General features: G+C 69.7%; 18 protein-coding genes and 1 pseudogene. 13 read left to right on the top strand and 6 right to left on the bottom strand.

The window, feature by feature from the left end; translation table 11 throughout:
• The first annotated feature begins 104 nt into the window (after positions 1 to 104).
• The 10 genes from BLT97_RS27335 to BLT97_RS27290 all read left to right on the top strand — a co-directional run bounded on the left by BLT97_RS27335 (position 105) and on the right by BLT97_RS27290 (position 12360).
• Entirely contained in the window at positions 105 to 3059 is a 2955-nt protein-coding gene (locus tag BLT97_RS27335; RefSeq protein ID WP_093614768.1) for a M14 family metallopeptidase, read from the top strand.
• A gap of 215 nt (positions 3060 to 3274) precedes the next feature.
• Complete coding sequence (gene gap, locus BLT97_RS27330) at positions 3275 to 4285, top strand: type I glyceraldehyde-3-phosphate dehydrogenase (protein WP_093614766.1); 1011 nt, start codon at positions 3275 to 3277, stop codon at positions 4283 to 4285.
• Between the two features lie 180 nt (positions 4286 to 4465).
• Complete coding sequence (locus BLT97_RS27325; protein ID WP_093614764.1) at positions 4466 to 5677, top strand: phosphoglycerate kinase; 1212 nt, start codon at positions 4466 to 4468, stop codon at positions 5675 to 5677.
• Positions 5678 to 5679: 2 nt separating this feature from the next.
• Positions 5680 to 6456 (top strand): triose-phosphate isomerase, encoded by a 777-nt coding sequence (gene tpiA, locus BLT97_RS27320; RefSeq protein ID WP_093614875.1) that lies wholly within the window; start codon positions 5680 to 5682, stop codon positions 6454 to 6456.
• Positions 6457 to 6590: 134 nt separating this feature from the next.
• Positions 6591 to 6821 carry a preprotein translocase subunit SecG gene (gene secG / locus BLT97_RS27315; RefSeq protein ID WP_018848634.1) on the top strand — a complete coding sequence of 77 codons (231 nt, stop codon included), beginning with the start codon at positions 6591 to 6593 and terminating at the stop codon, positions 6819 to 6821.
• A gap of 328 nt (positions 6822 to 7149) precedes the next feature.
• Positions 7150 to 7437 carry an RNA polymerase-binding protein RbpA gene (locus BLT97_RS27310; RefSeq protein ID WP_245769573.1) on the top strand — a complete coding sequence of 96 codons (288 nt, stop codon included), beginning with the start codon at positions 7150 to 7152 and terminating at the stop codon, positions 7435 to 7437.
• 167 nt (positions 7438 to 7604) lie between these two features.
• Positions 7605 to 8849, top strand: coding sequence for an MFS transporter (locus BLT97_RS27305; RefSeq protein WP_093614760.1), 1245 nt, complete (start codon positions 7605 to 7607; stop codon positions 8847 to 8849).
• Positions 8850 to 8996: 147 nt separating this feature from the next.
• Positions 8997 to 10649, top strand: a complete 1653-nt coding sequence (pgi, locus tag BLT97_RS27300) for a glucose-6-phosphate isomerase (RefSeq protein ID WP_093614758.1) — start codon at positions 8997 to 8999, stop codon at positions 10647 to 10649.
• Positions 10650 to 10775: 126 nt separating this feature from the next.
• Positions 10776 to 11261 (top strand): DUF2087 domain-containing protein, encoded by a 486-nt coding sequence (locus BLT97_RS38660; RefSeq protein WP_093614756.1) that lies wholly within the window; start codon positions 10776 to 10778, stop codon positions 11259 to 11261.
• A gap of 139 nt (positions 11262 to 11400) precedes the next feature.
• Complete coding sequence (locus tag BLT97_RS27290) at positions 11401 to 12360, top strand: hypothetical protein (RefSeq protein ID WP_093614754.1); 960 nt, start codon at positions 11401 to 11403, stop codon at positions 12358 to 12360.
• 72 nt (positions 12361 to 12432) lie between these two features.
• Here the strand turns inward: BLT97_RS27290 and BLT97_RS27285 are convergent, their stop codons facing one another.
• Genes BLT97_RS27285 through tkt form a run of 6 tightly spaced genes read right to left on the bottom strand, consistent with a single transcriptional unit; the run spans position 12433 to position 19468 of the window.
• The gene (locus BLT97_RS27285; protein WP_176953905.1) at positions 12433 to 12786 is read right to left on the bottom strand and encodes a DUF1801 domain-containing protein; all 354 of its coding nucleotides are present in this window, start codon (positions 12784 to 12786) and stop codon (positions 12433 to 12435) included.
• A 13-nt stretch (positions 12787 to 12799) separates the two neighbouring features.
• On the bottom strand, positions 12800 to 13585 hold the full coding sequence (gene pgl, locus BLT97_RS27280; protein ID WP_093614752.1) for a 6-phosphogluconolactonase: 786 nt from the start codon (positions 13583 to 13585) through the stop codon (positions 12800 to 12802).
• A complete protein-coding gene (gene opcA, locus BLT97_RS27275) occupies positions 13582 to 14688 on the bottom strand; it encodes a glucose-6-phosphate dehydrogenase assembly protein OpcA (RefSeq protein ID WP_093614750.1) in 1107 nt (368 codons plus the stop codon). Before opcA ends, pgl begins: the two co-directional genes overlap by 4 nt.
• Entirely contained in the window at positions 14685 to 16214 is a 1530-nt protein-coding gene (gene zwf / locus BLT97_RS27270) for a glucose-6-phosphate dehydrogenase (protein ID WP_093614748.1), read from the bottom strand. The genes opcA and zwf overlap by 4 nt, the downstream gene beginning before the upstream one ends.
• A gap of 4 nt (positions 16215 to 16218) precedes the next feature.
• On the bottom strand, positions 16219 to 17337 hold the full coding sequence (tal, locus tag BLT97_RS27265; protein ID WP_093614746.1) for a transaldolase: 1119 nt from the start codon (positions 17335 to 17337) through the stop codon (positions 16219 to 16221).
• A 43-nt stretch (positions 17338 to 17380) separates the two neighbouring features.
• Positions 17381 to 19468, bottom strand: coding sequence for a transketolase (gene tkt / locus BLT97_RS27260; protein ID WP_093614744.1), 2088 nt, complete (start codon positions 19466 to 19468; stop codon positions 17381 to 17383).
• A gap of 322 nt (positions 19469 to 19790) precedes the next feature.
• On the opposite strand from tkt, the gene BLT97_RS27255 reads away from it, so the two are divergent.
• From BLT97_RS27255 to BLT97_RS27245, 3 genes and pseudogenes are all read left to right on the top strand, one after another.
• Positions 19791 to 20741: a heme o synthase gene (locus BLT97_RS27255; RefSeq protein WP_093614742.1), complete on the top strand. Its 951-nt coding sequence runs from the start codon at positions 19791 to 19793 to the stop codon at positions 20739 to 20741.
• 90 nt (positions 20742 to 20831) lie between these two features.
• The gene (locus BLT97_RS27250; RefSeq protein ID WP_093614740.1) at positions 20832 to 21185 is read left to right on the top strand and encodes a hypothetical protein; all 354 of its coding nucleotides are present in this window, start codon (positions 20832 to 20834) and stop codon (positions 21183 to 21185) included.
• 189 nt (positions 21186 to 21374) lie between these two features.
• A pseudogene (locus tag BLT97_RS27245) lies at positions 21375 to 22451 on the top strand (amidohydrolase family protein); the annotation flags it as partial.
• Positions 22452 to 22579: the final 128 nt, after the last annotated feature.

Genomic DNA, 22579 nt, shown 5'->3' with positions numbered 1-22579 from the left:
AGTCCCTCGCACCCCTCCTTCGTACCGCCGTATTGACATGATCATGGAGTGTCATGAGCCTGGCATCCGCGCACAAATGTGCCGGACAACCGCAAGGGGGGCTCATGAGACGAAGAGCGAACGCGGTGCTCACCGCCGCCGCACTCCTGGCGGGCGGATTACTCGCCGCGCCACTGGCCCAGGCCAAGGGGCCCGCGGCCGACGACCCCGCCGCAGCGGACGCCGTGAAGGTGTTCCGCGCCGAAGTCACCAAGGAGCAGGTGCCGCTCCTTCTCCAGGCCGGTCAGGACGGGCACGAACTGGCCGAGCAGGCGCCGCAGAAGGGCACCGCGAGCGTCGAGCTCTATCTGACCGACCAGCAGGCCGGGCAGCTCCGCGAGCAGGGCATCGAGATGAAGGAGCACAAGGTCTCGGCCCAGGCCCTGAAGAAGCTCGAGGCCGCGGGGGACGGGGTGTTCCGCCCGTACAGCGGCAAGGGCGGGCTCAAGGAGGAGATCGTCAAGACCGGTCAGGCGCACGACAGCCTGACGAAGGTCGTCTCGATCGGGAAGAGCGTCAAGGGCCAGGACATCCTCGCGATCAAGATCAGCAAGGGTGCCGACAAGGTCCGCGACGGCGCCAAGCCCTCCACGCTCTACCTGTCCAACCAGCACGCGCGCGAGTGGATCACCCCCGAGATGACCCGCCGCCTCATGCACCACTATCTCGACAACTACGGCAAGGACCCGAGGATCACCAAGATCGTCGACAACACCGAGCTGTGGTTCGTCCTCTCCGCCAACCCGGACGGCTACGACTACACGCACGCCGCCGACGGCGACCGGCAGTGGCGCAAGAACATGCGGGACAACGACAAGGACGGCAAGCACACCGCCGCCGACGGCGTCGACCTCAACCGCAACTTCGCCTACAAGTGGGGCTACGACAACGAGGGTTCGTCCCCCGACGTCTCCAGCGAGACCTACCGCGGCTCCGGTCCCAACTCGGAGCCCGAGACGGTCGCCATCGACCGCTTCCAGAAGCGGATCGGCTTCACGTACGGCATCAACTACCACTCCGCCGCCGAGCTGATCCTCTACGGAGTCGGCTGGCAGGTCGCCACGCCGACCCCGGACGACGTGCTCTACAAGGCACTTGCCGGTACGCCGGAGAACCCCGCGGTGCCCGGCTACCGCCCGCAGCTCTCCTCCGAGCTGTACACCACCAACGGCGAGGCCGACGGCCACGCAGGCAACGTCAACGGCATCGCGATGTTCACGCCGGAGATGTCCACCTGCCAGACCATCTCCGAGCTGGACCCGAACGACCCCTGGAACTCCGAGGACTGCGAGTCGGTCTTCACCTTCCCGGACGACGAGAAGCTGATCCAGGACGAGTTCGCCAAGAACATCCCGTTCGCGCTCGCCGTGGCCGAGACCGCGATGCACCCCGACCAGCCCTCCTCGCCGGTGGGCATCGAGGCGCCGGACTTCACGGTCGACCCGTTCGCCACCTCGTACGCACGCGGCGAGGACCAGGAAGTCCGTGTCACCGTCCGCAAGTCGGTGCGCGACAAGGAGCTCAACTACCGCGTCAACGGCGGCCGTACGCACGATGAGGACCTGGAGTCCTGGCGCGGCGGCGAACGCTTCGGCGGCGAGGACAACCACTACTTCGACGAGTACCGCGCCGAGATCGAGGACGCGGAACCGGGCGACAAGGTCGAGGTCTGGTACACGGGACGGACGAAGAAGGGCCAGCGCGTCTCCAGCGAGCACTTCACGTACACCGTGGCCGAGCGGCCCCGTGCCTCCACGCTCGTCCTCGCCGAGGAAGGCGCCGCGCAGAAGCACGCGCAGAAGTACGTGGACGCGCTCAAGGCCAACGGCCGCAGCGCCGTCGTCTGGGACGTGGCCACGCAGGGCGCCCCGCACCCGCTGGCCGTCCTCGCGCACTTCGGCACGGTCGTGCACTACACCGGCGACCCGGCGCCCGGCGGTCCCACCACCCTCGCCCTCCGCTCGTACCTGAACGAGGGCGGCAAGGTGATCGTCGCCGGTGAGCGCGCGGGCGGGAACGTCCGGATCGGACGCGCGAACTCCAACGACTTCGGGCAGTACTACCTCGGGGCGTACGAGCGTCTGGCGGCGCCCGGGGCCACCACCTTCGACGGCGACGGCGCCCTCGCCGGCGTCGACACCCCGATCGCCGGGGCCGAAGGCAACCCGCTCGACAGCGCCGGCCGCTACACCGTCACCTCGGACACGCTGCCGGCGGACGAGTTCCCGCTGTTCAAGAGCGCGCAGGCCGGTGCGTATCCCGGCGTGGCCAACCCGTACGCGCCGTACGAGGGCTCCGGCATGGCCTCCTCGGTGCACGCGGACCGCGACTGGCAGCGGCTCACCCGGACCATCGACCTGACCGGGGTCACCGCGGCCCAGGTGCCCGAGCTGCGGTTCGTCATGAACTGGAACGTCGAGCCCGGCTACGACCACGTCCTGCTGGAAGCCCGTACGGCCGGCGGCAGCGACTGGACCACGCTGGCCGACAAGAACGGGAACACCTCGCAGACCGTGCCCGAGGAGTGCGGGGCCGGGTTCTTCCTCAAGGAGCACCCGTTCCTGGCGAGCTATCTGACCCGCAGCGGCACCACCTGCACCGCCGGCGGCACGAGCGGGGCGTGGCACAGCTTCACGGGCGCCTCCGACGGCTGGAAGCCGGTGGCCTTCGACCTCGCGGCGTACGCGGGCAAGAAGCTCGAGGTGTCGATCAGCAATGTCACCGACCCCTCGTTCGGACTGCGCGGCGCCTTTGTGGACAACGCCCAGGTGGTGGTCGGCGGCAATGTCACCGAGACTGAGGGCTTCGAGTCCTCCCTCGGTGTATGGGCCGTGTCAGCGCCACCGGCCGGAAGTCCCAACATCACGGGCGATTGGTCCAGGACCGGCGAGCTCTACAAGCCCTACGCGGCGGTCACCACGCGTGACAGCGTGCTCGTGGGCTTCGGTCTGGAGCACGTCCCAGGCCAGGCGGTACGCAACGCGCTCATGGGCAAGGCCCTTGCCGCACTGAGGCGTTGACAGTTTGTTGAAAATCTTGGGCCCGGTCACGGACAGTGGCCGGGCCCAAGGTCCCTGCGGCTCTATTCCGGCGAACCGGTGCGGGACATCCGTACTCGTACGGACCTGCTCGATGTCACCCGAAGGGCTCCGGAGAGGTAGGGTCGAAGGCGGTCGGGGACATCCCATACAGCTCGCCGGCGGACAGTCCGGCGTACCAACGAGGAGATCGGTTCGTGACGATCCGCGTAGGCATCAATGGCTTTGGTCGTATCGGCCGCAACTACTTCCGGGCGCTTCTGGAGCAGGGCGCGGACATCGAGGTCGTCGCGGTCAACGACCTGGGTGACACCGCGACCACCGCACACCTCCTGAAGTACGACACGATCCTGGGCCGCCTCAAGGCCGAGGTCACCCACACCGCCGACACCATCACCGTCGACGGCCACACCATCAAGGTCCTCTCCGAGCGCAACCCCGCCGACATCCCGTGGGGCGACCTGGGCGTCGACATCGTCATCGAGTCGACCGGCATCTTCACGAAGAAGGAAGACGCCGCCAAGCACATCGCCGGTGGTGCGAAGAAGGTCCTCATCTCGGCTCCGGCCAAGGACGAGGACATCACCATCGTGATGGGCGTCAACGAGGACAAGTACGACGCCGCGAACCACCACGTCATCTCCAACGCCTCCTGCACCACCAACTGCGTGGCGCCGATGGCCAAGGTTCTCGACGAGAACTTCGGCATCGTCAAGGGCCTGATGACGACGGTCCACGCGTACACGAACGACCAGCGCATCCTCGACTTCCCGCACAAGGACCTGCGCCGCGCCCGTGCCGCCGCGGAGAACATCATCCCGACGACCACCGGTGCCGCCAAGGCCACCGCCCTCGTGCTCCCGCAGCTCAAGGGCAAGCTCGACGGCATCGCCATGCGCGTGCCGGTCCCGACCGGCTCCGCCACGGACCTGGTCGTCGAGCTGCAGCGCGAGGTCACCAAGGACGAGGTCAACGCCGCGTTCAAGAAGGCCGCCGACGACGGCCCGCTCAAGGGCCGCCTGTTCTACACCGAGGACCCGATCGTGTCCTCGGACATCGTGAGCGACCCGGCCTCCTGCACCTTCGACTCCTCCATGACCATGGTCCAGGAGGGCAAGACGGTGAAGATCCTCGGCTGGTACGACAACGAGTGGGGCTACTCCAACCGCCTCGTCGACCTGACGGAGTTCGTCGGCGGCCAGCTCTGAGCTGTCGCTGAAGGTCAGTCAGGCACCTCGATGTGAGCAACGGGGCTCGGGCGGCGCGCAGTTCGCGCGTCGGCCGGGCCCCGTTGGCCTGTGGCTTCGCGGGCCGCCGCGGCCCGTGACCGCACGGGTCCGTCCGGCCTGTAGCTTTCCCTTGTTGTTCACCCAAGGAGTCCTTGAGTCATGAAGACGATCGACGAACTTCTCGCCGAAGGAGTCGCCGGCAAGCGGGTCTTCGTCCGCGCCGACCTCAACGTGCCGCTGGACGGCAGCACCATCACCGACGACGGCCGCATCCGCGCCGTGACGCCCACCGTGAAGGCCCTGGCCGACGCGGGCGCCCGCGTGGTCGTCGCCTCGCACCTCGGCCGCCCCAAGGGCGCGCCGGACCCGGCCTTCTCGCTGGCCCCCGCCGCAACGCGCCTCGGTGAACTCCTCGGCGCCGACGTGGCGTTCGCGACCGACACGGTGGGCGAGTCCGCCACGTCGACCGTCGCGGGCCTGAGCGACGGCCAGGTCGCCGTCATCGAGAACCTGCGCTTCAACGCCGGCGAGACCTCCAAGGACGACGCCGAGCGCGGCGCCTTCGCGGACCAGCTCGCGGCCCTCGCGGACGTGTACGTCGGCGACGGATTCGGCGCCGTGCACCGCAAGCACGCCTCGGTCTTCGACCTGCCGGCCCGCCTGCCGCACGCCGCCGGCTACCTGATCGCCACCGAGGTCGGCGTCCTCAAGAAGCTCACCGACGACGTCAAGCGCCCCTACGCGGTCGTGCTCGGCGGCGCCAAGGTCTCCGACAAGCTGGCCGTCATCGACAACCTGATCGAGAAGGCCGACCGGATCCTCATCGGCGGCGGCATGGCGTACACCTTCCTCGCGGCCCAGGGCCACGAGGTCGGCCTCTCGCTGCTCCAGAAGGACCAGATCCCGGCCTGCCAGGACTACCTCAAGCGCGCCGCCGACAAGGGCGTCGAGTTCGTCCTGCCGGTGGACGTCCGGGTCTCCGCGGACTTCCCCGACCTGAAGAACCAGGTCGACATGAACCCCGACATCGTGGCCGCCACGGCCATCCCGGCGGACCAGGAGGGCCTGGACATCGGCCCGAAGACCGAGGAACTGTACGCTGCCAAGCTGCAGGACGCCGCCACCGTGTTCTGGAACGGCCCGATGGGCGTCTTCGAGCACAAGGACTTCGCGAACGGCACGCGTGCCGTGGCCCAGGCGCTCGTCGACTCCGACGCGTTCTCCGTGGTCGGCGGCGGCGACTCGGCCGCCGCGTTCCGCATCCTCGGCTTCAGCGAGGACAAGGTCGGCCACATCTCGACCGGCGGCGGCGCCTCGCTTGAGTACCTCGAGGGCAAGTCCCTCCCCGGCCTCGTAGCACTGGAGAAGTGAAGATCATGACGCGCATGCCCCTCATGGCGGGCAACTGGAAGATGAACCTCAACCACCTCGAGGCCATCGCCCACACCCAGAAGCTCGCCTTCGCGCTCGCCGACAAGGACTACGAGGCCGTCGAGGTCGCCGTCCTGCCGCCCTTCACCGACCTGCGCGGGGTCCAGACCCTGGTCGACGGCGACAAGCTCAAGATCAAGTACGGCGCCCAGGACATCTCGGCGCACGACTCCGGCGCCTACACCGGCGAGATCTCGGGCGCGATGCTCTCGAAGCTGAAGTGCACCTACGTGGCCATCGGCCACTCGGAGCGCCGCCAGTACCACAACGAGACCGACGACCTGTGCAACGCCAAGGTCAAGGCCGCCTACCGGCACGGCCTCACGCCGATCCTCTGCGTCGGCGAGGGCCTGGAGATCCGCAAGGCCGGCCAGCAGGTCCAGTACACGCTGAACCAGGTCGACGGCGCGCTCAAGGACATCCCGGCCGAGCAGGCCGAGTCCATCGTGATCGCGTACGAGCCGGTCTGGGCCATCGGCACCGGCGAGGTCGCCACCCCCGAGGACGCCCAGGAGGTCTGCGGTGCGATCCGTGGGCGCCTGGCCGAGCTGTACTCGCAGGAGCTGGCCGACAAGGTCCGCATCCAGTACGGCGGCTCCGTGAAGTCCGGCAATGTCGCCGCGATCATGGCGCAGCCCGACGTGGACGGTGCGCTCGTGGGCGGTGCCGCCCTCGACGCGGACGAGTTCGTCAAGATCGTCCGGTTCCGCGACCAGTAAGGTCCGGTACCCTGACGGGGGTCGGCTCCCTCTTTCGAGGGCCGGCCCCCGTCGTCGCGTATGTTGCTCCGTACACGTCGTGACGCGCGACGCACACGTTGTCCGAATCCGAGGAAGTTGGTCCAGCCGTGGTTATGGGCTTCTCGATCGCCCTGATCGTCTTCAGCCTGCTGCTGATGCTCCTTGTCCTGATGCACAAGGGAAAGGGCGGCGGCCTCTCCGACATGTTCGGTGGCGGTATGCAGTCCTCCGTCGGCGGTTCCTCCGTCGCCGAGCGCAACCTCGACCGGATCACCGTCGTGGTCGGTCTGCTGTGGTTCGCCTGCATCGTGGTGCTCGGCCTGCTGATGAAGCTGGACAGCTGACCGCGTAGTTCGTGGGTTTTCGTCCACGAGTTCGTCTTTTTGGCGGCCGCCTCGTTTTTCGAGGCGGCCGCCTCTTTTGTTATGAGCCCGAGTTGGTTCCCCTGTCCACATCGGCACTTACGCTGTGCTTAATATGGGGCGTACGTCTCGGGGTGGGGGTGTAACTCCAATCACTGGACGCGCGTTGGGCCTTCCGTAGACTGGCTCAGGCTGGTGGCACCCGCGGCGCAGCCGCCGGTGGGCAACGCTGTGCAGCACCGTTACGCAGGGAGTTACGACCGTGGCAAGTGGCAACGCGATCCGTGGAAGTCGGGTCGGGGCGGGGCCGATGGGCGAGGCCGAGCGGGGCGAGTCAGCGCCGCGCCTGCGCATCTCCTTCTGGTGCTCCAACGGGCATGAGACGAAGCCCAGTTTCGCCAGCGACGCGCAGGTCCCCGAGACGTGGGACTGCCCGCGCTGCGGCTTCCCGGCAGGTCAGGACCGGGACAATCCGCCGGACCCGCCGCGCACCGAGCCGTACAAGACGCACCTCGCCTACGTGCGGGAGCGGCGCAGCGACGCGGACGGCGAGGCGATCCTGGCCGAGGCGCTCGCGAAACTGCGGGGCGAGATCTAGGACTTGAGGTCCGGTCGGCCACTTTGCGGAGTGTCCGGCCGGACCTGTTTTGTACCGGTGTGCTTCATGGGTTCGCGCACCCGTACCGATGCGGTGCGCATCGCGCGCGCCCTCGATTGTCAGTGGTGCCCTCTACGGTTTCGATCAGTGGAACCGAAGGGGGAGTTGTGACTGCGGTCGAGGCCGTGGGTGTGCAAGTGCCCACGTGGCGCGGCGGGTTCGGACGGCTGTGGACGGCCGCGGTGCTGTCCAAGTTCGGCGATTCGCTGCGGACGGCCGCGCTGCCGCTGCTCGCCGCCTCGCTCACCGACGATCCGCTTCTGATCACCCTGGTGAGCGCGTGCGGATATCTGCCGTGGTTGCTCTTCGGGCTGCTCGGCGGCGCGGTGGCGGACCGCGTGGACCAGCGGCGCGCGATGTGGGCCGTCGATGTCGTACGAGGGATCCTCATGGCCGCCTTCGCGGTGGCCGTCGCCCTCGGGCACGCCTCGATCGCGCTGCTCATAGCCCTGGCCTTCGTGCTGACCACGCTCCAGACGCTCTTCGACAATGCCGCCACGGCCCTGCTGCCCTCGCTGGTGCCCGAGAGCGCCCTGGGCAGTGCCAACGCGCGGCTGATGACCGGACAGCAGATCGCCGGCGGCTTCGTGGCCGCGCCGCTGGTGCCGGTGCTGCTCGCGGGCGGGGTCGCGCTGCCGTACGGGGTGGACGCGGCCACATACGTCGTGGGGGCGTTCCTCATCGCCTCGCTGCGGATACCGGCCCCTGAGCGGGCGCCCAGGCCCGCCGGGGCGACCCTGCGCGGGGACATCGCCGCGGGCGTGCGGGTGCTGTGGCGGGACCGGCCGCTGCGGGCCCTGTGCTGGGCGACCACGCTCAGCAACATCGGCATGGGCGCCCTCATCGCCACCCTCGTGATGCATGTGAAGTGGTGGCTGGACGCGGGCGACGGCGGGTACGCGGCGGCGCTCACGGCCTTCTCGGCGGGCAGTGTGGCCGGCGGCTTCGTGGCCGGGCGGATCGCGGCGCGGCTGGGTCGGCTGCGGAGCGTCCTCGTCGCCGGGGTCGTGCAGCTGGTCTGCCTCCTGGCGATGGGCCTGGTCAGGGCCTTGTGGGCGGCGCTGGCGTGCCTGGCGCTCTTCGGCGTGATGAGCATCGTGTGGAACGTCAGCCAGCGCACCCTGATGCAGGAGCGCAGCCCGCGCGAGATGCTGGGCAGGATCAGTGCCGCCTATCGCACTCTCGCGGTGGCCGGCGCACCGCTGGGCGCCCTGCTCGGCGGGGCGGTGGCCACGGCCTGGGGGTTCAACGCCCCGGTGCTGCTCGCGGCCGGGGTGTTCGTGCTCGCGGTCGGGGTGCTGGTTCCGGTACGGGGCCAGAGCGCTGAGGCCCGTGCGGCGTCGGAGGGCTGACTCCGTACGGCCGGATCCGCCCCGGGCCGTAACCCGCACGCCACCGGACGGACGACTCGAAGCGACAGCTGATCAATTAGGTTGGGGGGAGCGGGGCGCAGCACTCGGGACGAGTGCTCAGGACGACAAGAAGGCTGGAAGTCCGAGATGAACGCAAGTGACCGTACGCGGCTGAACCAGATGCCCGAGTGGGCCGCGCTGGCCAAGCACCGGGAGCAGCTGGGCGAGACGCATCTGCGCGATCTCTTCGCGAGCGACCCCGGGCGTGGCACCGGCTACACCCTTCAGGTCGGTGATCTGCACCTGGACTACTCGAAGCAGCTCGTCACCGACGAGACCCTGTCCCTGCTGCGCGAGCTGGCCGCCGCCACCGATGTCTTCGGGCTGCGCGACGCCATGTTCCGCGGGGACAAGATCAACACGACCGAGGACCGGGCCGTCCTGCACACGGCCCTGCGCGCGCCGCGCGACGCCGTGATCGAGGTCGACGGCGAGAACGTCGTCCCGGGTGTGCACGCGGTGCTCGACAAGATGAGCGCCTTCTCCGAGAAGGTGCGCTCGGGCGAGTGGACCGGCCACACCGGCAAGCGGATCAGGAACATCGTCAACATCGGCATCGGCGGCTCCGACCTCGGCCCCGCGATGGCGTACGAGGTGCTCCGCTCCTACACGCAGCGCGACCTGACCGTGCGCTTCGTCTCCAACGTGGACGGCGCCGATCTGCACGAGGCCGTACGGGACCTGGACCCGGCCGAGACGCTGTTCATCATCGCCTCGAAGACCTTCACCACCATCGAGACGATCACCAACGCCACCTCGGCCCGCGACTGGCTGCTCACCGGGCTGCGCGCCGGCCAGGAAGCCGTGGCCAAGCACTTCGTGGCGCTCTCCACGAACGCCGAGAAGGTCTCCGAGTTCGGCATCGACACGGCCAACATGTTCGAGTTCTGGGACTGGGTCGGCGGCCGCTACTCGTACGACTCCGCGATCGGTCTCTCGCTGATGATCGCCATCGGGCCGGACCGCTTCCGTGAGATGCTCGACGGCTTCCGCCTGGTCGACGAGCACTTCCGCACCGCGCCCGCGGAGGCCAACGCGCCGCTCCTGCTCGGCCTGTTGGGCGTCTGGTACGGGGCGTTCTTCGACGCGCAGTCGCACGCCGTGCTCCCGTACTCGCACTACCTCTCCAAGTTCACGGCCTACCTCCAGCAGCTGGACATGGAGTCCAACGGCAAGTCCGTGGACCGCGAGGGCAACCCTGTCGACTGGCAGACCGGCCCCGTCGTGTGGGGCACGCCCGGCACCAACGGGCAGCACGCCTACTACCAGTTGATCCACCAGGGCACGAAGGTCATCCCGGCGGACTTCATCGGCTTCGCCAAGCCGGTGGACGACCTGCTTCCGGGCCTGGTCGCCCAGCACGATCTCCTCATGGCCAACTTCTTCGCCCAGACCCAGGCGCTCGCGTTCGGCAAGACGCCGGACGAGGTCCGGGCCGAGGGCGTGCCCGAGGAGCTGGTCGCGCACAAGACCTTCCAGGGCAACCACCCGACGACCACGATCCTGGCGTCGGAGCTCACGCCGTCCGTGCTGGGCCAGCTGATCGCCCTCTACGAGCACAAGGTGTTCGTGCAGGGCGCGATCTGGAACATCGACTCGTTCGACCAGTGGGGCGTGGAGCTCGGCAAGGTGCTCGCCAAGCGCGTCGAGCCGGCCCTGACCGAGGGCGCCGAGGTCCCCGGTCTGGACGCCTCGTCGAAGGCCCTGGTCGCCAAGTACCGGGAGCTGCGCGGGCGTTGAGCCGCCCGGCCGCCGTCCGTGCGGTGAGCGGATACGCGGTCTGCCGCGCGCCCGTTAATCGGGTGCGCGGCAGACCCGTGCGGGGTGAGACTGCTGCGGTCCGTTCCCACCCCCGGAAGGCCCGCCATGAGCCGCGCTCTGCTCTCCGCCCTCGCCGATCCCGAACGCCTCAAGCTGTACGCGAGCATCGTCCGCTTCGGTGACGCCGCGGAGGCGGCCGCCGGGAAGGCCGGGCAGAAGCATCTGGCCCGGCTGATCAAGGCAGGCCTCATCGAACCGCTGCCGGACGGCTCGTTCAAGGCGGACGCGTCCGTCTTCCAGGACGCCCTCGCGGCCGAGACGCAGGGGGAGGAGCAGGGCGTCCCCAAGGAGCTGCGTCCCTTCTTCACCGAAGGGCGGCTGCGATCCATGCCGATGCGGCCCGCCGTACGGCACGAGCTGCTTGCGTATCTCGTACGGTCCCTCTTCGAGGAGGCGCATCCGTACACCGAACCCGAGGTCAACCAGCGCTTCGCCACCGTCCACGACGACAGTGCGATGCTGCGGCGGTATTGCGTGGAGGGCGGGCTCCTGCGGCGGACGAAGGACGGCGCGAGCTACCAGGCGGCTTAGCCGCCAGGCTGCCCAGGCACCCCCGGGGCCACATCCTCGGAACCGGGTCAAGTGCACATCCCCGAAACGGAGTTGAGTGTTCCCTGCGGACCGCTAAGATCGCGGGTCTGCGAACGGCACGGCACTCGGGGGAGTGGGCATGGTGAGACGGCGGTACGGATACCGGCGCAGCGCGGCGGAGACGTCACGCTGGTGGCCCAGAGGCGCCGCCTATGCGCTCTTTCATCCGTCCTGGATCCCGGAATCGCTCGACCCGGTCGCCGACCGCCTGAAGCGCTACCGGATCATCGCGGGAATGATCGCGACGGTCGGCGTCTACATGTTCGTGGTGCGCGGCTTCGATTTCGAGCAGGTCATGGAGAACGTGCTCATCGCCGGCGTGGTCCTCCTGGTCATCACGCCGATCACGGTCGGGGGCATGCTGCTGGTGTGGCGCCGCAGCGGCCCGCTGGGAGTCCTGAAGTCGCCGCTTCTGGGCTCGCTGCGCGTGCTGCTCTCCTTCGTCGCCGCGCTGGTCGTGATCCTCGGAGTGCTGTCGCTGGCCGCCGCACACAGCAACCGCAACGGTGGCGGCGGTCTGGTGTTCTCGTTCTTCATGGCCTTCGGCGGCATCTGGTCGCTGATCTTCCTCGCCCAGGCGGCCATCCAGGTCAACAGCAACTTCTTCGGTACGGCGGCCATCCACCGGTGCCTGCCGCCCTTGCTCGCGACCGTCACGAGCTGGCTGATGGCCCTGCCCGACCTGCTCACCGGCGATCTGCACGGTCTCGGGCTCGCGGCGGGAGTCCTGTTCATTCTGGGCGCGCCCCTGACGGTGACGGGGATCGCCTGGTTCGAAATGAGCCGCCTGCGTCGCCACCACGGCATCCGCCTCGGCGCCCACCCGCACGTCCGCGCCACACCGACGGTCCCACCGCCCAGGCCGCCGCACGGTCCGCCGGCGGGGCACGGCCATCCCTACGGTCAGCCGCAGGGGAATCCGTACGGTCCACCCCAGGGGAATCCGTACGGTCCACCCCAGGGGCAGCCGTACGGGCCTCCGCAGACGCATCCGTACGGAGCCGGGGGCCCCAACCCCCGTAACCCATACGGCAGCTGACGGGCTGTAACCCATGGGTGCAGGCGGCGGCCTGCACCCGGAAGGCGGTTCCGGGCGGTACTCGGAGCCGGCCTACGCCTGCCGCGCCAGCGCCTCACCCATCACGGCGCGCAGCGCCGGGCGGTCGACGTCGGACGGCGTGTGCAGTTTGACGTGGCGGTGGACCTTGCCCTTGCCCTGCAGCAAGCCCGAAGGGTCCGGCAGTGTCGCGCCGTTCGCCAGACCCAGCGTGACCCAGGACGTGTGCGGCGACAGCACGAAGACCAGGCCCCTGTAGCCGGTGCCCGAGCCGAAGCCGATGTCGCCGCCGTCCACGGTGACCACCGCGTCGGGGTACAGCTCGAGGATCAGGCCGACCGCCCGCCAGGCCGTTTCCGCGACTGCGGGGGACTGGCGGGCGAGCAGGGTCTGTACCTCGGGGTTCACGCGTGGGCCCGGGTCACGCGAGGGACGGCGGGTACAGCTCGCGGGGGAGCTGGGACGCCGCCGCCGAGTCCAGGAGCCAGAGGGTGCGGGCGCGGCCGTACGCGCCCGCCGCCGGAGCCTGGAGCTCACCGGTGCCGGACAGGGCGATGGCCGCGGCCTTCGCCTTGTCCTCGCCCGCCGCGAGGAGCCACACCTCACGCGCTGCGCGGATCGCGGGGAGCGTGAGCGAGATGCGGGTGGGCGGGGGCTTGGGCGCGCCGTGCACACCGATGACCATGCGCTCCGTCTCACGGACGCCCGGGTGCTCGGGGAAGAGCGAGGCCACATGCGTGTCCGGGCCGACGCCGAGCAACAGCACGTCGAAGGAGGGGACTTGGGCGTGGTTCTCGGGGCGTGCGGCTGCCGCGAGCTCCTCCGCGTAGGCGGCGGCCGCCGCGTCCGCGTCGTCCCCGTACGCGCCGTCCGAGGCCGGCATCGCGTGCACCCGCGCCGGGTCGAGCGGCACCGCGTCGAGCAGGGCCTCGCGGGCCTGCGTGACATTGCGGTCCGGGTCGCCCTCGGGCAGGAACCTTTCGTCGCCCCACCACAGATCGAGGTGTGACCAGTCGATCGCGTCCCGGGCCGGGGACGAGGCGAGTGCGGCGAGCAGCCCGTTGCCGTTGCGGCCGCCCGTGAGGACCACCGACGCCGAGCCGCGGGCGGCCTGCGCGTCCACGATCTTCGTGAGCAGGCGGGCCGCCGCGGCCTGGGCCATCAGGTCCTTGTCGCGGTGGACGACCAGCTGGGGCGCTGTGCTCACTTGCCCGCCGCCTTCTTGGCCGTACGGGAGCCGTTCGCGACCGCCTTCTTCCTGGCCGGGGCGGACCCCGACTCGGAGGAGGTCTCGGCCGGCTTGTCCTCCGACTGCTGCCCGTCCGACTGCTTCCCGTCGGACTGCTTCTCGTCCGAGGCCGACGGCGCCGTCTGCATCGCCGCCGTCTCGCCGAGCCGGTCCACGCCGAACTTCAGGGCGGACGCGTACGTGTCGTCCGGGTCGAGCCGCCGCAGCTCCTCGGCGATCAGCTCGGCCGTGTCGCGCCGCTTCAGCGCCACCGCACGGTCGGGCTGGCCCTGCATGGAGAGCGTGGCGAGCGAGCCGTCCGCGCGGTCCAGGGTGATCGGGCCGCAGTCGGTCTGCATCCGTACGGCCGTCAGACCCGGGCCCGCCGACAGCGAACGCTTCACCGGGACCTGGAGCCGGTCCGCGAGCCACATCGCGAGCAGCTCGCAGCTCGGGTTGAACTCCTCGCCCTCGACCTCGACTTCGTTCACCTTGCAGGTGACCTGGTCGAGCGCGGCGGCCAGCATCGAGCGCCACGGCGTGATGCGGGTCCACGACAGATCCGTGTCGCCGGGGGTGTACGTCTCGGCGCGCGCGGTCAGTTCGTGGATCGGCTGCTCCGCCGCGTACGTGTCGGTGACACGGCGCTGGGCCAGCGCACCGAGCGGGTCGGTGGCGGGCGACAGCGGCGCGTTCACCGGCCACCAGACGACCACGGGGGCGTCGGGCAGCAGCAGCGGGAGCACCACGGACTGGGCGTGGTTGATGATCTCGCCGTGCAGGCGGAGCACCACCGTCTCGCCCGTGCCCGCGTCGGCGCCCACCCGCACCTCGGCGTCGAGCCGGGACTGCGTGCGGTCGCGCGGGGTGCGCGAGGCGCGCTTGATGACCACGAGCGTGCGCGAGGGGTGCTCGCGCGAGGCGTCGCTGGCGGCCTTGAGCGCGTCGTAGGCGTTCTCCTCGTCGGTGACGATGACGAGGGTGAGCACCATGCCGACGGCCGGGGTGCCGATCGCGCGGCGGCCCTGCACGAGCGCCTTGTTGATCTTGCTGGAGGTGGTGTCCGTGAGGTCGATCTTCATGGCCGACGCCAGCTCCGTCCGTCTCGTTCGAGCATTTCGTCCGCCTCGGCGGGACCCCAGGTGCCCGCCTGGTACTCGGCGGCCTTGCCGTTGGTGTCCCAGAACTGCTCGATCGGGTCGAGGATCTTCCAGGACAGCTCGACCTCCTCCGTACGCGGGAAGAGGTTGGAGTCGCCGAGCAGGACGTCGAGGATGAGGCGCTCGTACGCCTCGGGGCTCGACTCCGTGAAGGACTCGCCGTACGCGAAGTCCATGGACACGTCCCGGACCTCCATCGAGGTGCCCGGCACCTTGGATCCGAAGCGCACGGTGACGCCCTCGTCCGGCTGGACGCGGATGACCAGCGCGTTGCGGCCCAGCTCCTCCGTCGCCGTGTGGTCGAAGGGGGAGTGCGGCGCACGCTGGAAGACCACGGCGATCTCGGTGACACGGCGGCCGAGGCGCTTGCCCGTACGGAGATAGAACGGCACGCCCGCCCAGCGGCGGTTGTCGATCTGGAGCTTCACCGCGGCGTAGGTGTCGGTCTTCGACGAGGGGTCGATGCCCTCTTCCTGGAGGTAGCCGATGACCTTCTCGCCGCCCTGCCAGCCGGCCGTGTACTGGCCGCGGACCGTGCCGGTCGACAGGTCGTCGGGCAGCTTCACCGCGCCGAGCACCTTGGTCTTCTCGGCCGCGAGCGCATCCGCGTCGAAGGAGGCGGGCTCCTCCATCGCAGTCAGCGCGAGCAGCTGGAGCAGGTGGTTCTGGATCACGTCACGCGCGGCGCCGATGCCGTCGTAGTAGCCGGCGCGGCCGCCGATGCCGATGTCCTCGGCCATCGTGATCTGTACGTGGTCGACGTACGACCGGTTCCACAGCGGCTCGAAGAGCGTGTTGGCGAAGCGGAGCGCCAGGATGTTCTGGACGGTCTCCTTGCCGAGGTAGTGGTCGATCCGGAAGACCTGGTCCGGCTTGAACACCTCGTGCACGATCGAGTTGAGCTCCTGGGCGGAGGCCAGATCGTGCCCGAAGGGCTTCTCGATGACGGCACGCCGCCACGAGTCGCCGGACTGGTCGGCGAGCCCGTGCTTCTTGAGCTGCTGGACGACCTTGGGGAAGAACTTCGGCGGTACGGAGAGGTAGAAGGCGAAGTTGCCGCCCGTGCCCTGCTTCTTGTCGAGGTCCTCGATCGTGGACTTCAGCGTCTCGAAGGCCTCGTCGTCGTCGAAGTCGCCCTGGACGAAGCGCATCCCCTGGATGAGCTGCTGCCAGACCTCCTCGCGGAACGGGGTCCGCGAGTGCTGCTTGACGGCGTCGTGCACCTCTTGCGCGAAGTCCTCGTCCTGCCACTCGCGGCGGGCGAAGCCGATGAGCGAGAAGCCCGGCGGCAGCAGGCCGCGGTTGGCCAGGTCGTACACGGCAGGCATCAGCTTTTTGCGCGACAAATCGCCCGTGACGCCGAAGATCACCAGGCCCGACGGCCCCGCGATACGCGGGAGCCGTCGGTCCGCTGCGTCACGGAGCGGGTTCGCTCCGAGTGCGGTCAAGGTGTCAGCCCTCCGAAGGGGCGAGCCGCTTGAGCTCCGCCTCGGTCGACTTGAGCAGGTCGTTCCAGGACGCCTCGAACTTCTCGACGCCCTCGTCCTCCAGGAGCTGCACGACGTCGTCGTAACTGATCCCGAGCTTCTCGACGGCGTCGAGCTCGGCGCGGGCCTGCTCGTAGGTGCCGGCGATGGTGTTGCCCACGATCTCGCCGTGGTCGGCGGTGGCCTCCAGGGTGGCCTCCGGCATGGTGTTCACCGTGCCGGGCGCGACCAGGTCGTCCACGTACAGCGTGTCCTTGTACGCCGGGTCCTTGACGCCGGTCGAGGCCCACAGCGGACGCTGCTTGTTGGCGCCGGCCTTGTCGAGGGCGCCCCAGCGGTCGGAGCCGAAGACCTCTTCGTACGCCTGGTACGCGAGCCGCGCGTTGGCGAGGGCGGCCTTGCCCTTGAGGGCGGTGGCCTCGTCGGTGCCGAGCGCGGTGAGGCGCTTGTCGATCTCGGTGTCCACGCGGGACACGAAGAACGAGGCCACCGAGTGGATCTTGGACAGGTCCAGGCCCTTGGACTTGGCCTGCTCCAGACCCGCGAGGTAGGCGTCCATGACCTCGCGGTAGCGCTCGAGCGAGAAGATCAGCGTGACGTTGACACTGATGCCGCGGCCGATCGTCTCGGTGATGGCCGGCAGACCCGCCTTGGTGGCCGGGATCTTGATGAGGGTGTTCGGCCGGTCCACCAGCCACGCCAGCTGCTTGGCCTCGGCGACGGTGGCCTTGGTGTTGTGGGCCAGGCGCGGGTCGACCTCGATGGACACGCGGCCGTCCTGGCCGTCGGTCGCGTCGAAGACCGGGCGCAGGATGTCGGCGGCGTCCCGTACATCCGCGGTGGTGATCATGCGGATGGCTTCCTCGACGGTCACCTTGCGGGCGGCGAGGTCGGCGAGCTGCTGCTCGTAACCGTCACCGCTGCTGATCGCCTTCTGGAAGATCGACGGGTTGGTCGTGACGCCCACGACATGGCTCTGGTCGATGAGCTCGGCCAGGTTGCCGGACGTGATGCGCTTGCGCGACAGGTCGTCCAGCCAGATCGCGACGCCCTCTTCGGAGAGGCGCTTGAGTGCGTCTGTCATGGGAATTGCATCTCCTACGTGTCGTATGAAGCGTCTACGGGCGTCAGCGCTGAACGGCGGCGAGAGATTCCTTCGCCGCGGCGGTGACTGCATCTGCGGTCAGACCGAACTCCTGGAACAGCACCTTGCCGTCGGCCGAGGCACCGAAGTGCTCGAGCGAGACGATGCGGCCGGCGTCCCCGACGAAGCGGTGCCAGGTCAGACCGATCCCGGCCTCGACCGCGACCCGCGCCTTGACCGACGGGGGCAGGACGCTGTCCCGGTACCCCTGGTCCTGGGCCTCGAACCACTCGACACACGGCATCGAGACGACGCGGGTGGCGACACCCTCGGCCTCCAGGGCCTCGCGGGCGCCGACGGCCAGCTGCACCTCGGAGCCGGTGGCGATGAGCACCACGTCCGGGGTCTCCTTGGAGGCCGCGAACAGGACGTAACCGCCCTTGGCGGCGTCCTCGTTGCGCTCGTACGTCGGCACGCCCTGACGGGTCAGCGCGAGGCCGTGCGGGGCGCTCTTGCCGTAGTCCTTCTTGCCGCGGCGCAGGATCTCGCGCCAGGCGATCGCCGTCTCGTTGGCGTCGGCCGGGCGGACCAGGTTGAGACCCGGGATCGCGCGCAGCGCGGCCAGGTGCTCGACCGGCTGGTGCGTCGGGCCGTCCTCGCCCAGACCGATGGAGTCGTGGGTCCACACGTACGTGACGGGCAGGTGCATCAGGGCCGACAGGCGCACCGCGTTGCGCATGTAGTCCGAGAACACCAGGAAGGTGCCGCCGTAGATACGGGTGTGGCCGTGCAGCGCGATGCCGTTCATGGCCGCGGCCATGGCGTGCTCGCGGATGCCGAAGTGGATCGTGCGGCCGTACGGGTCGGCCTCCGGCAGCGGGTTGCCCTCGGGAAGGAAGGAACTCGTCTTGTCGATCGTGGTGTTGTTGGAGCCCGCGAGGTCTGCCGAGCCGCCCCACAGTTCCGGGATCACCGCGCCGAGCGCCTGCAGGACCTTGCCGGAGGCGGCACGCGTGGCGACGCCCTTTCCGGTCTCGAACTCGGGGAGCTTCTCCTCCCAGCCGGCCGGCAGCTCGCCCGCGTTGATCCGGTCGAACTCGGCGGCGCGTTCCGGGTTGGCGGTGCGCCAGGCGGCGAGGGACTTCTCCCACTCGGTGCGGGCCTCGGCGCCGCGCGCCAGGGCGCCGCGGGTGTGCGCGATGACCTCGTCGGCGACCTCGAAGGTCTGCTCCGGGTCGAAGCCGAGGACGCGCTTGGTGGCGGCCACCTCGTCGTCGCCGAGCGCCGAGCCGTGCGCGGCCTCGGTGTTCTGCGCGTTCGGGGCCGGCCAGGCGATGATCGAGCGCATCGCGATGAACGACGGCTTGTCGGTCACGGCCTTGGCGGCGGCGATCGCGTTGTAGAGCGCCTCGGGGTCCAGGTCGCCGTCCGGCTTCGGGTCCACGCGCTGCACGTGCCAGCCGTAGGACTCGTAACGCTTGCAGGTGTCCTCGGAGACCGCGGTCTCGGTGTCACCCTCGATCGAGATGTGGTTGTCGTCCCACAGCAGGATCAGGTTGCCGAGCTTCTGATGGCCGGCGAGCGAGGAGGCCTCGGCGGAGATGCCCTCCTGGAGGCAGCCGTCACCGGCGATCGCGTACACGAAGTGGTCGAACGGGGACTCCCCGAGCGGGGTCTCCGGGTCGAACAGACCGCGCTCGTAGCGGGCGGCCATCGCCATGCCCACGGCGTTCGCGACACCCTGGCCGAGCGGGCCCGTGGTGGTCTCGACGCCGGCGGTGTGGCCGTACTCCGGGTGCCCCGGGGTCTTCGAGCCCCAGGTCCGGAACGCCTTCAGATCATCGAGCTCCAGGCCGAAGCCGGCCAGGTAGAGCTGGATGTACAGCGTCAGGGACGAGTGGCCCGCGGAGAGCACGAAGCGGTCGCGCCCCACCCAGTCCGGGTCGGACGGGTCGTGTCGCATCACCTTCTGGAAGAGGGTGTACGCGGCCGGGGACAGGCTCATCGCCGTACCAGGATGGCCGTTACCGACCTTCTGTACGGCATCCGCGGCCAGAATGCGGCCGGTGTCCACGGCGCGCTGGTCGAGGTCGGTCCACTCGAGGTCTGTGGTGGTCGGCTTGGTGCTCACCCTGGGTCAGGGCTCCTCTCCACATGCTGCACATGTCGAATCCGGTGCTGTCCGTGCGCTGCGTCGTTGCAGGCGATGCGCCCACCGGGGCGAGGTCGAGCCTACCGCTGCACAGGCGTGCACTTTTTCGAGTCATTCCAGACTGCCGGGCCCGGGCGGGATCCGCCCGTCGAAGGCGCCCGCGTGCGGCCGGGGCAACACGACCCACCCCCGCGGAGGGCGAGGTATGGCCAACCTCTACAGTGGCCTGGTACGCGCGAGCCTTTACCGGGTGTTCACATCGACAGACGTCCGGCGTGCTCGCTGGGAGTCTCTGTCAGGGGTGTGCGTGACGGCCGTTGAGTCCCGTCCTGCGGGCGTGCTTGAGAATGCGAGCACAAGTCGTCGGCCGTTCAAGGCCCGGGTCATGGCGTTCATCGCGCTGACCAAGCCGCGGATCATCGAACTGCTGCTGATCACGACCGTGCCGGTCATGTTCCTCGCCGAACAAGGGGTGCCCGACCTGTGGCTGGTCCTCGTGACCTGCCTCGGCGGCTACCTGTCGGCGGGCGGGGCCAACGCCCTGAACATGTGGTACGACCGCGACATCGACGCGCTCATGGAGCGCACGTCGCAGCGGCCGCTGGTCACGGGCATGGTGAGCCCGACCGAGTGCCTGGTCTTCGGCATCACGCTCGCGATCGGCTCCACGCTGCTCTTCGGCTTCGCGGTCAACTGGCTGTCGGCCTGGCTGGCGCTCGGGGCGCTGCTCTTCTACTCGGTCGTCTACACGATGATCCTGAAGCGGCGGACCTCGCAGAACATCGTGTGGGGCGGCATCGCGGGCTGCATGCCGGTCCTGATCGGCTGGTCCTCGGTCACCAACTCGCTGTCGTACGCGCCGGTCATCCTGTTCCTGGTGATGTTCTTCTGGACGCCGCCGCACTACTGGCCGCTGTCGATGAAGGTCAAGGACGACTACGCGCGGGCCGGCGTGCCCATGCTCCCGGTGCTCGCCTCCAACAAGGTGGTCGCCCGGCAGATCGTCCTCTACAGCTGGGTCATGGTCGGCGCCTCGCTGCTGCTCACACCGCTCGGCTACACCGGCTGGTTCTACACGCTGGTGGCGCTGCTCGCGGGCGGTTTCTGGCTGTGGGAGGCGCACGCGCTGCAGAACCGCGCGAAGGCCGAGGTGACGGGCGCGAAGCTCAAGGAGATGCGGCTGTTCCACTGGTCCATCACCTATGTGTCGCTGCTCTTCGTGGCCGTCGCGGTGGACCCGTTCCTGCGCTGAGCCGCTGCTCTTCGAACGCCCGGGTGGCGTGGCCGAGGCCACGTGACCCGGGCGTCGCGCGTTTCACTACCCGTCGGTAGCATCCTGCTCATGGCAGAGACCAAGACGGATACGGCGGCCCCCGAGGGCAAGGGCACCAAGGACGAGCGCACCGCGGCCAAGCTGGCCAAGCGGATCGGCGCGTTCGCCAAGGAGCACGGCGGGGCCGAGGCCCAGCTCGCATACATGGGCGAGCGCGGCACGCGGATCGTGCTCGTCGGGCAGGACGGCGCCTGGGGCGACCTCGTCGCCACCAGCAACGTGGTGGCCGAGGCGGCCGTGGCGAAGGCCGGGGTCACCGTGCACGAGGAGTTCGACGGCGAGTTCGCGGCGCGCGTGAAGACCGGCCCGTACGAGTGGTCGCGGATGGCCGGGATCCAGGTCGGCGGTCCGAAGAACGGCTGACACGTTCGGGAAGGCCCGGCCGTTCTGCAAGGAGCTGCCGGGCCTTCGGTCTGCCGTTCCCGCGTGGCCGGGCCTTCGGTCTGCCGTTCTCCCAACGGCAGGCCTGCCGAATCGGCGGCGGGCAACACCTGGAGCGGGGCTCGGGCGTTAGGACCGTAGGGAGTAACGGTCCAGCACAGGGAGCCCCGGATGATCGACACCCCGTCCCTGGTGGACCAGTACTGCCACGGCGTGCTGCGCGCCGAGCTCGGGCTCGGCACGTTCGAGGCGCATCTCGGCCGCGGGGAAGGCCCGCCCGCGCCCGGCACCACCTTCTTCGACACCCAGACGGGCTTCGCCGTACGCCGCTGGTGCCCGCCCCTGCTCGACCTCGAGCCGCACTGTCCTGCGCCGCACTATCTCGCGCGGCGCCGCGAGCTCGGGGTGGTGGAGGCGGAGCGGCGGCTGCTGCGCGGCAGCGGCATCACCGCGTACCTCGTCGACACCGGACTGCCCGACGACCTCACGGGACCGGCCGAGCTAGGCGCGGCGGGCGGGGCGCGGGCGCACGAGATCGTGCGCCTCGAGCTGCTCGCCGAACAGGTCGCCGACACCTCGGGGACCGTCGAGTCCTTCCTGGGCAATCTGGCCGAGTCCGTGCACGGCGCGGCCTCGGGAGCGATCGCCTTCAGTTCGGTGGCGGGCGTACGCCACGGCCTGGCCCTCGCTCCCGAGCCGCCGGACGCGGGGGAGGTGGGCGGGGCCGCCGGGCGGTGGCTGGCGGCGCGGCAGGTCGGCGGGAAGCTGACCGATCCGGTGCTGCTGCGGCACCTGCTGTGGATGGGCGTGGCCAGCGGGCTTCCGCTCCAACTGCACACCGGGGCGGGCGATCCGGGCCCCTATCTGACCCGGTTCGCGCGGGCGACGGCCGGGCTCGGCACCGACCTCGTCCTGCTGCACGGCTACCCGTACCACCGGCACGCGGCCCACCTGGCCGGGATCTTCCCGCATGTCTACGCGGATCTGGGCCCCGCTCTGGTGCGGTCGGGGGCGCGCGGCCCGGCGGTCTTCGCGGAGCTGCTCGAACTCGCCCCGTTCGGAAAGCTGTTGTTCTCCAGTGGCGCACGCGGCCTGCCCGAACTCCACGTGGTCGCCGCCCGCGCCTACCGCGAGGCCGTGGGGCGGGTCCTGGGCGGCTGGGTCGCCGACGGCGCCTGGTCGCGCACGGACGCGGAGCGGGTGGCGGCGATGATCGCGGCGGGGAACGCGGAGCGAGTGTACGGCCTGGCCGAACGGCAGACCGGTCAGCCGGTGTCACGCCCGCCGTACGAGGCGGGGAGGGACGTGTCGCACGGGTCCGGCGCACGCCTGATGCCCGTCGGACTCGCAGGAACCACAGGACCCGCCGGACCCAC

The sequence above is a fragment of the Streptomyces indicus genome, from assembly GCF_900100315.1.
Classification (GTDB): domain Bacteria; phylum Actinomycetota; class Actinomycetes; order Streptomycetales; family Streptomycetaceae; genus Streptomyces; species Streptomyces indicus.
Note: the sequence above shows the minus strand (reverse complement) of the source record. Positions and strands in the feature narration are given on the sequence as shown.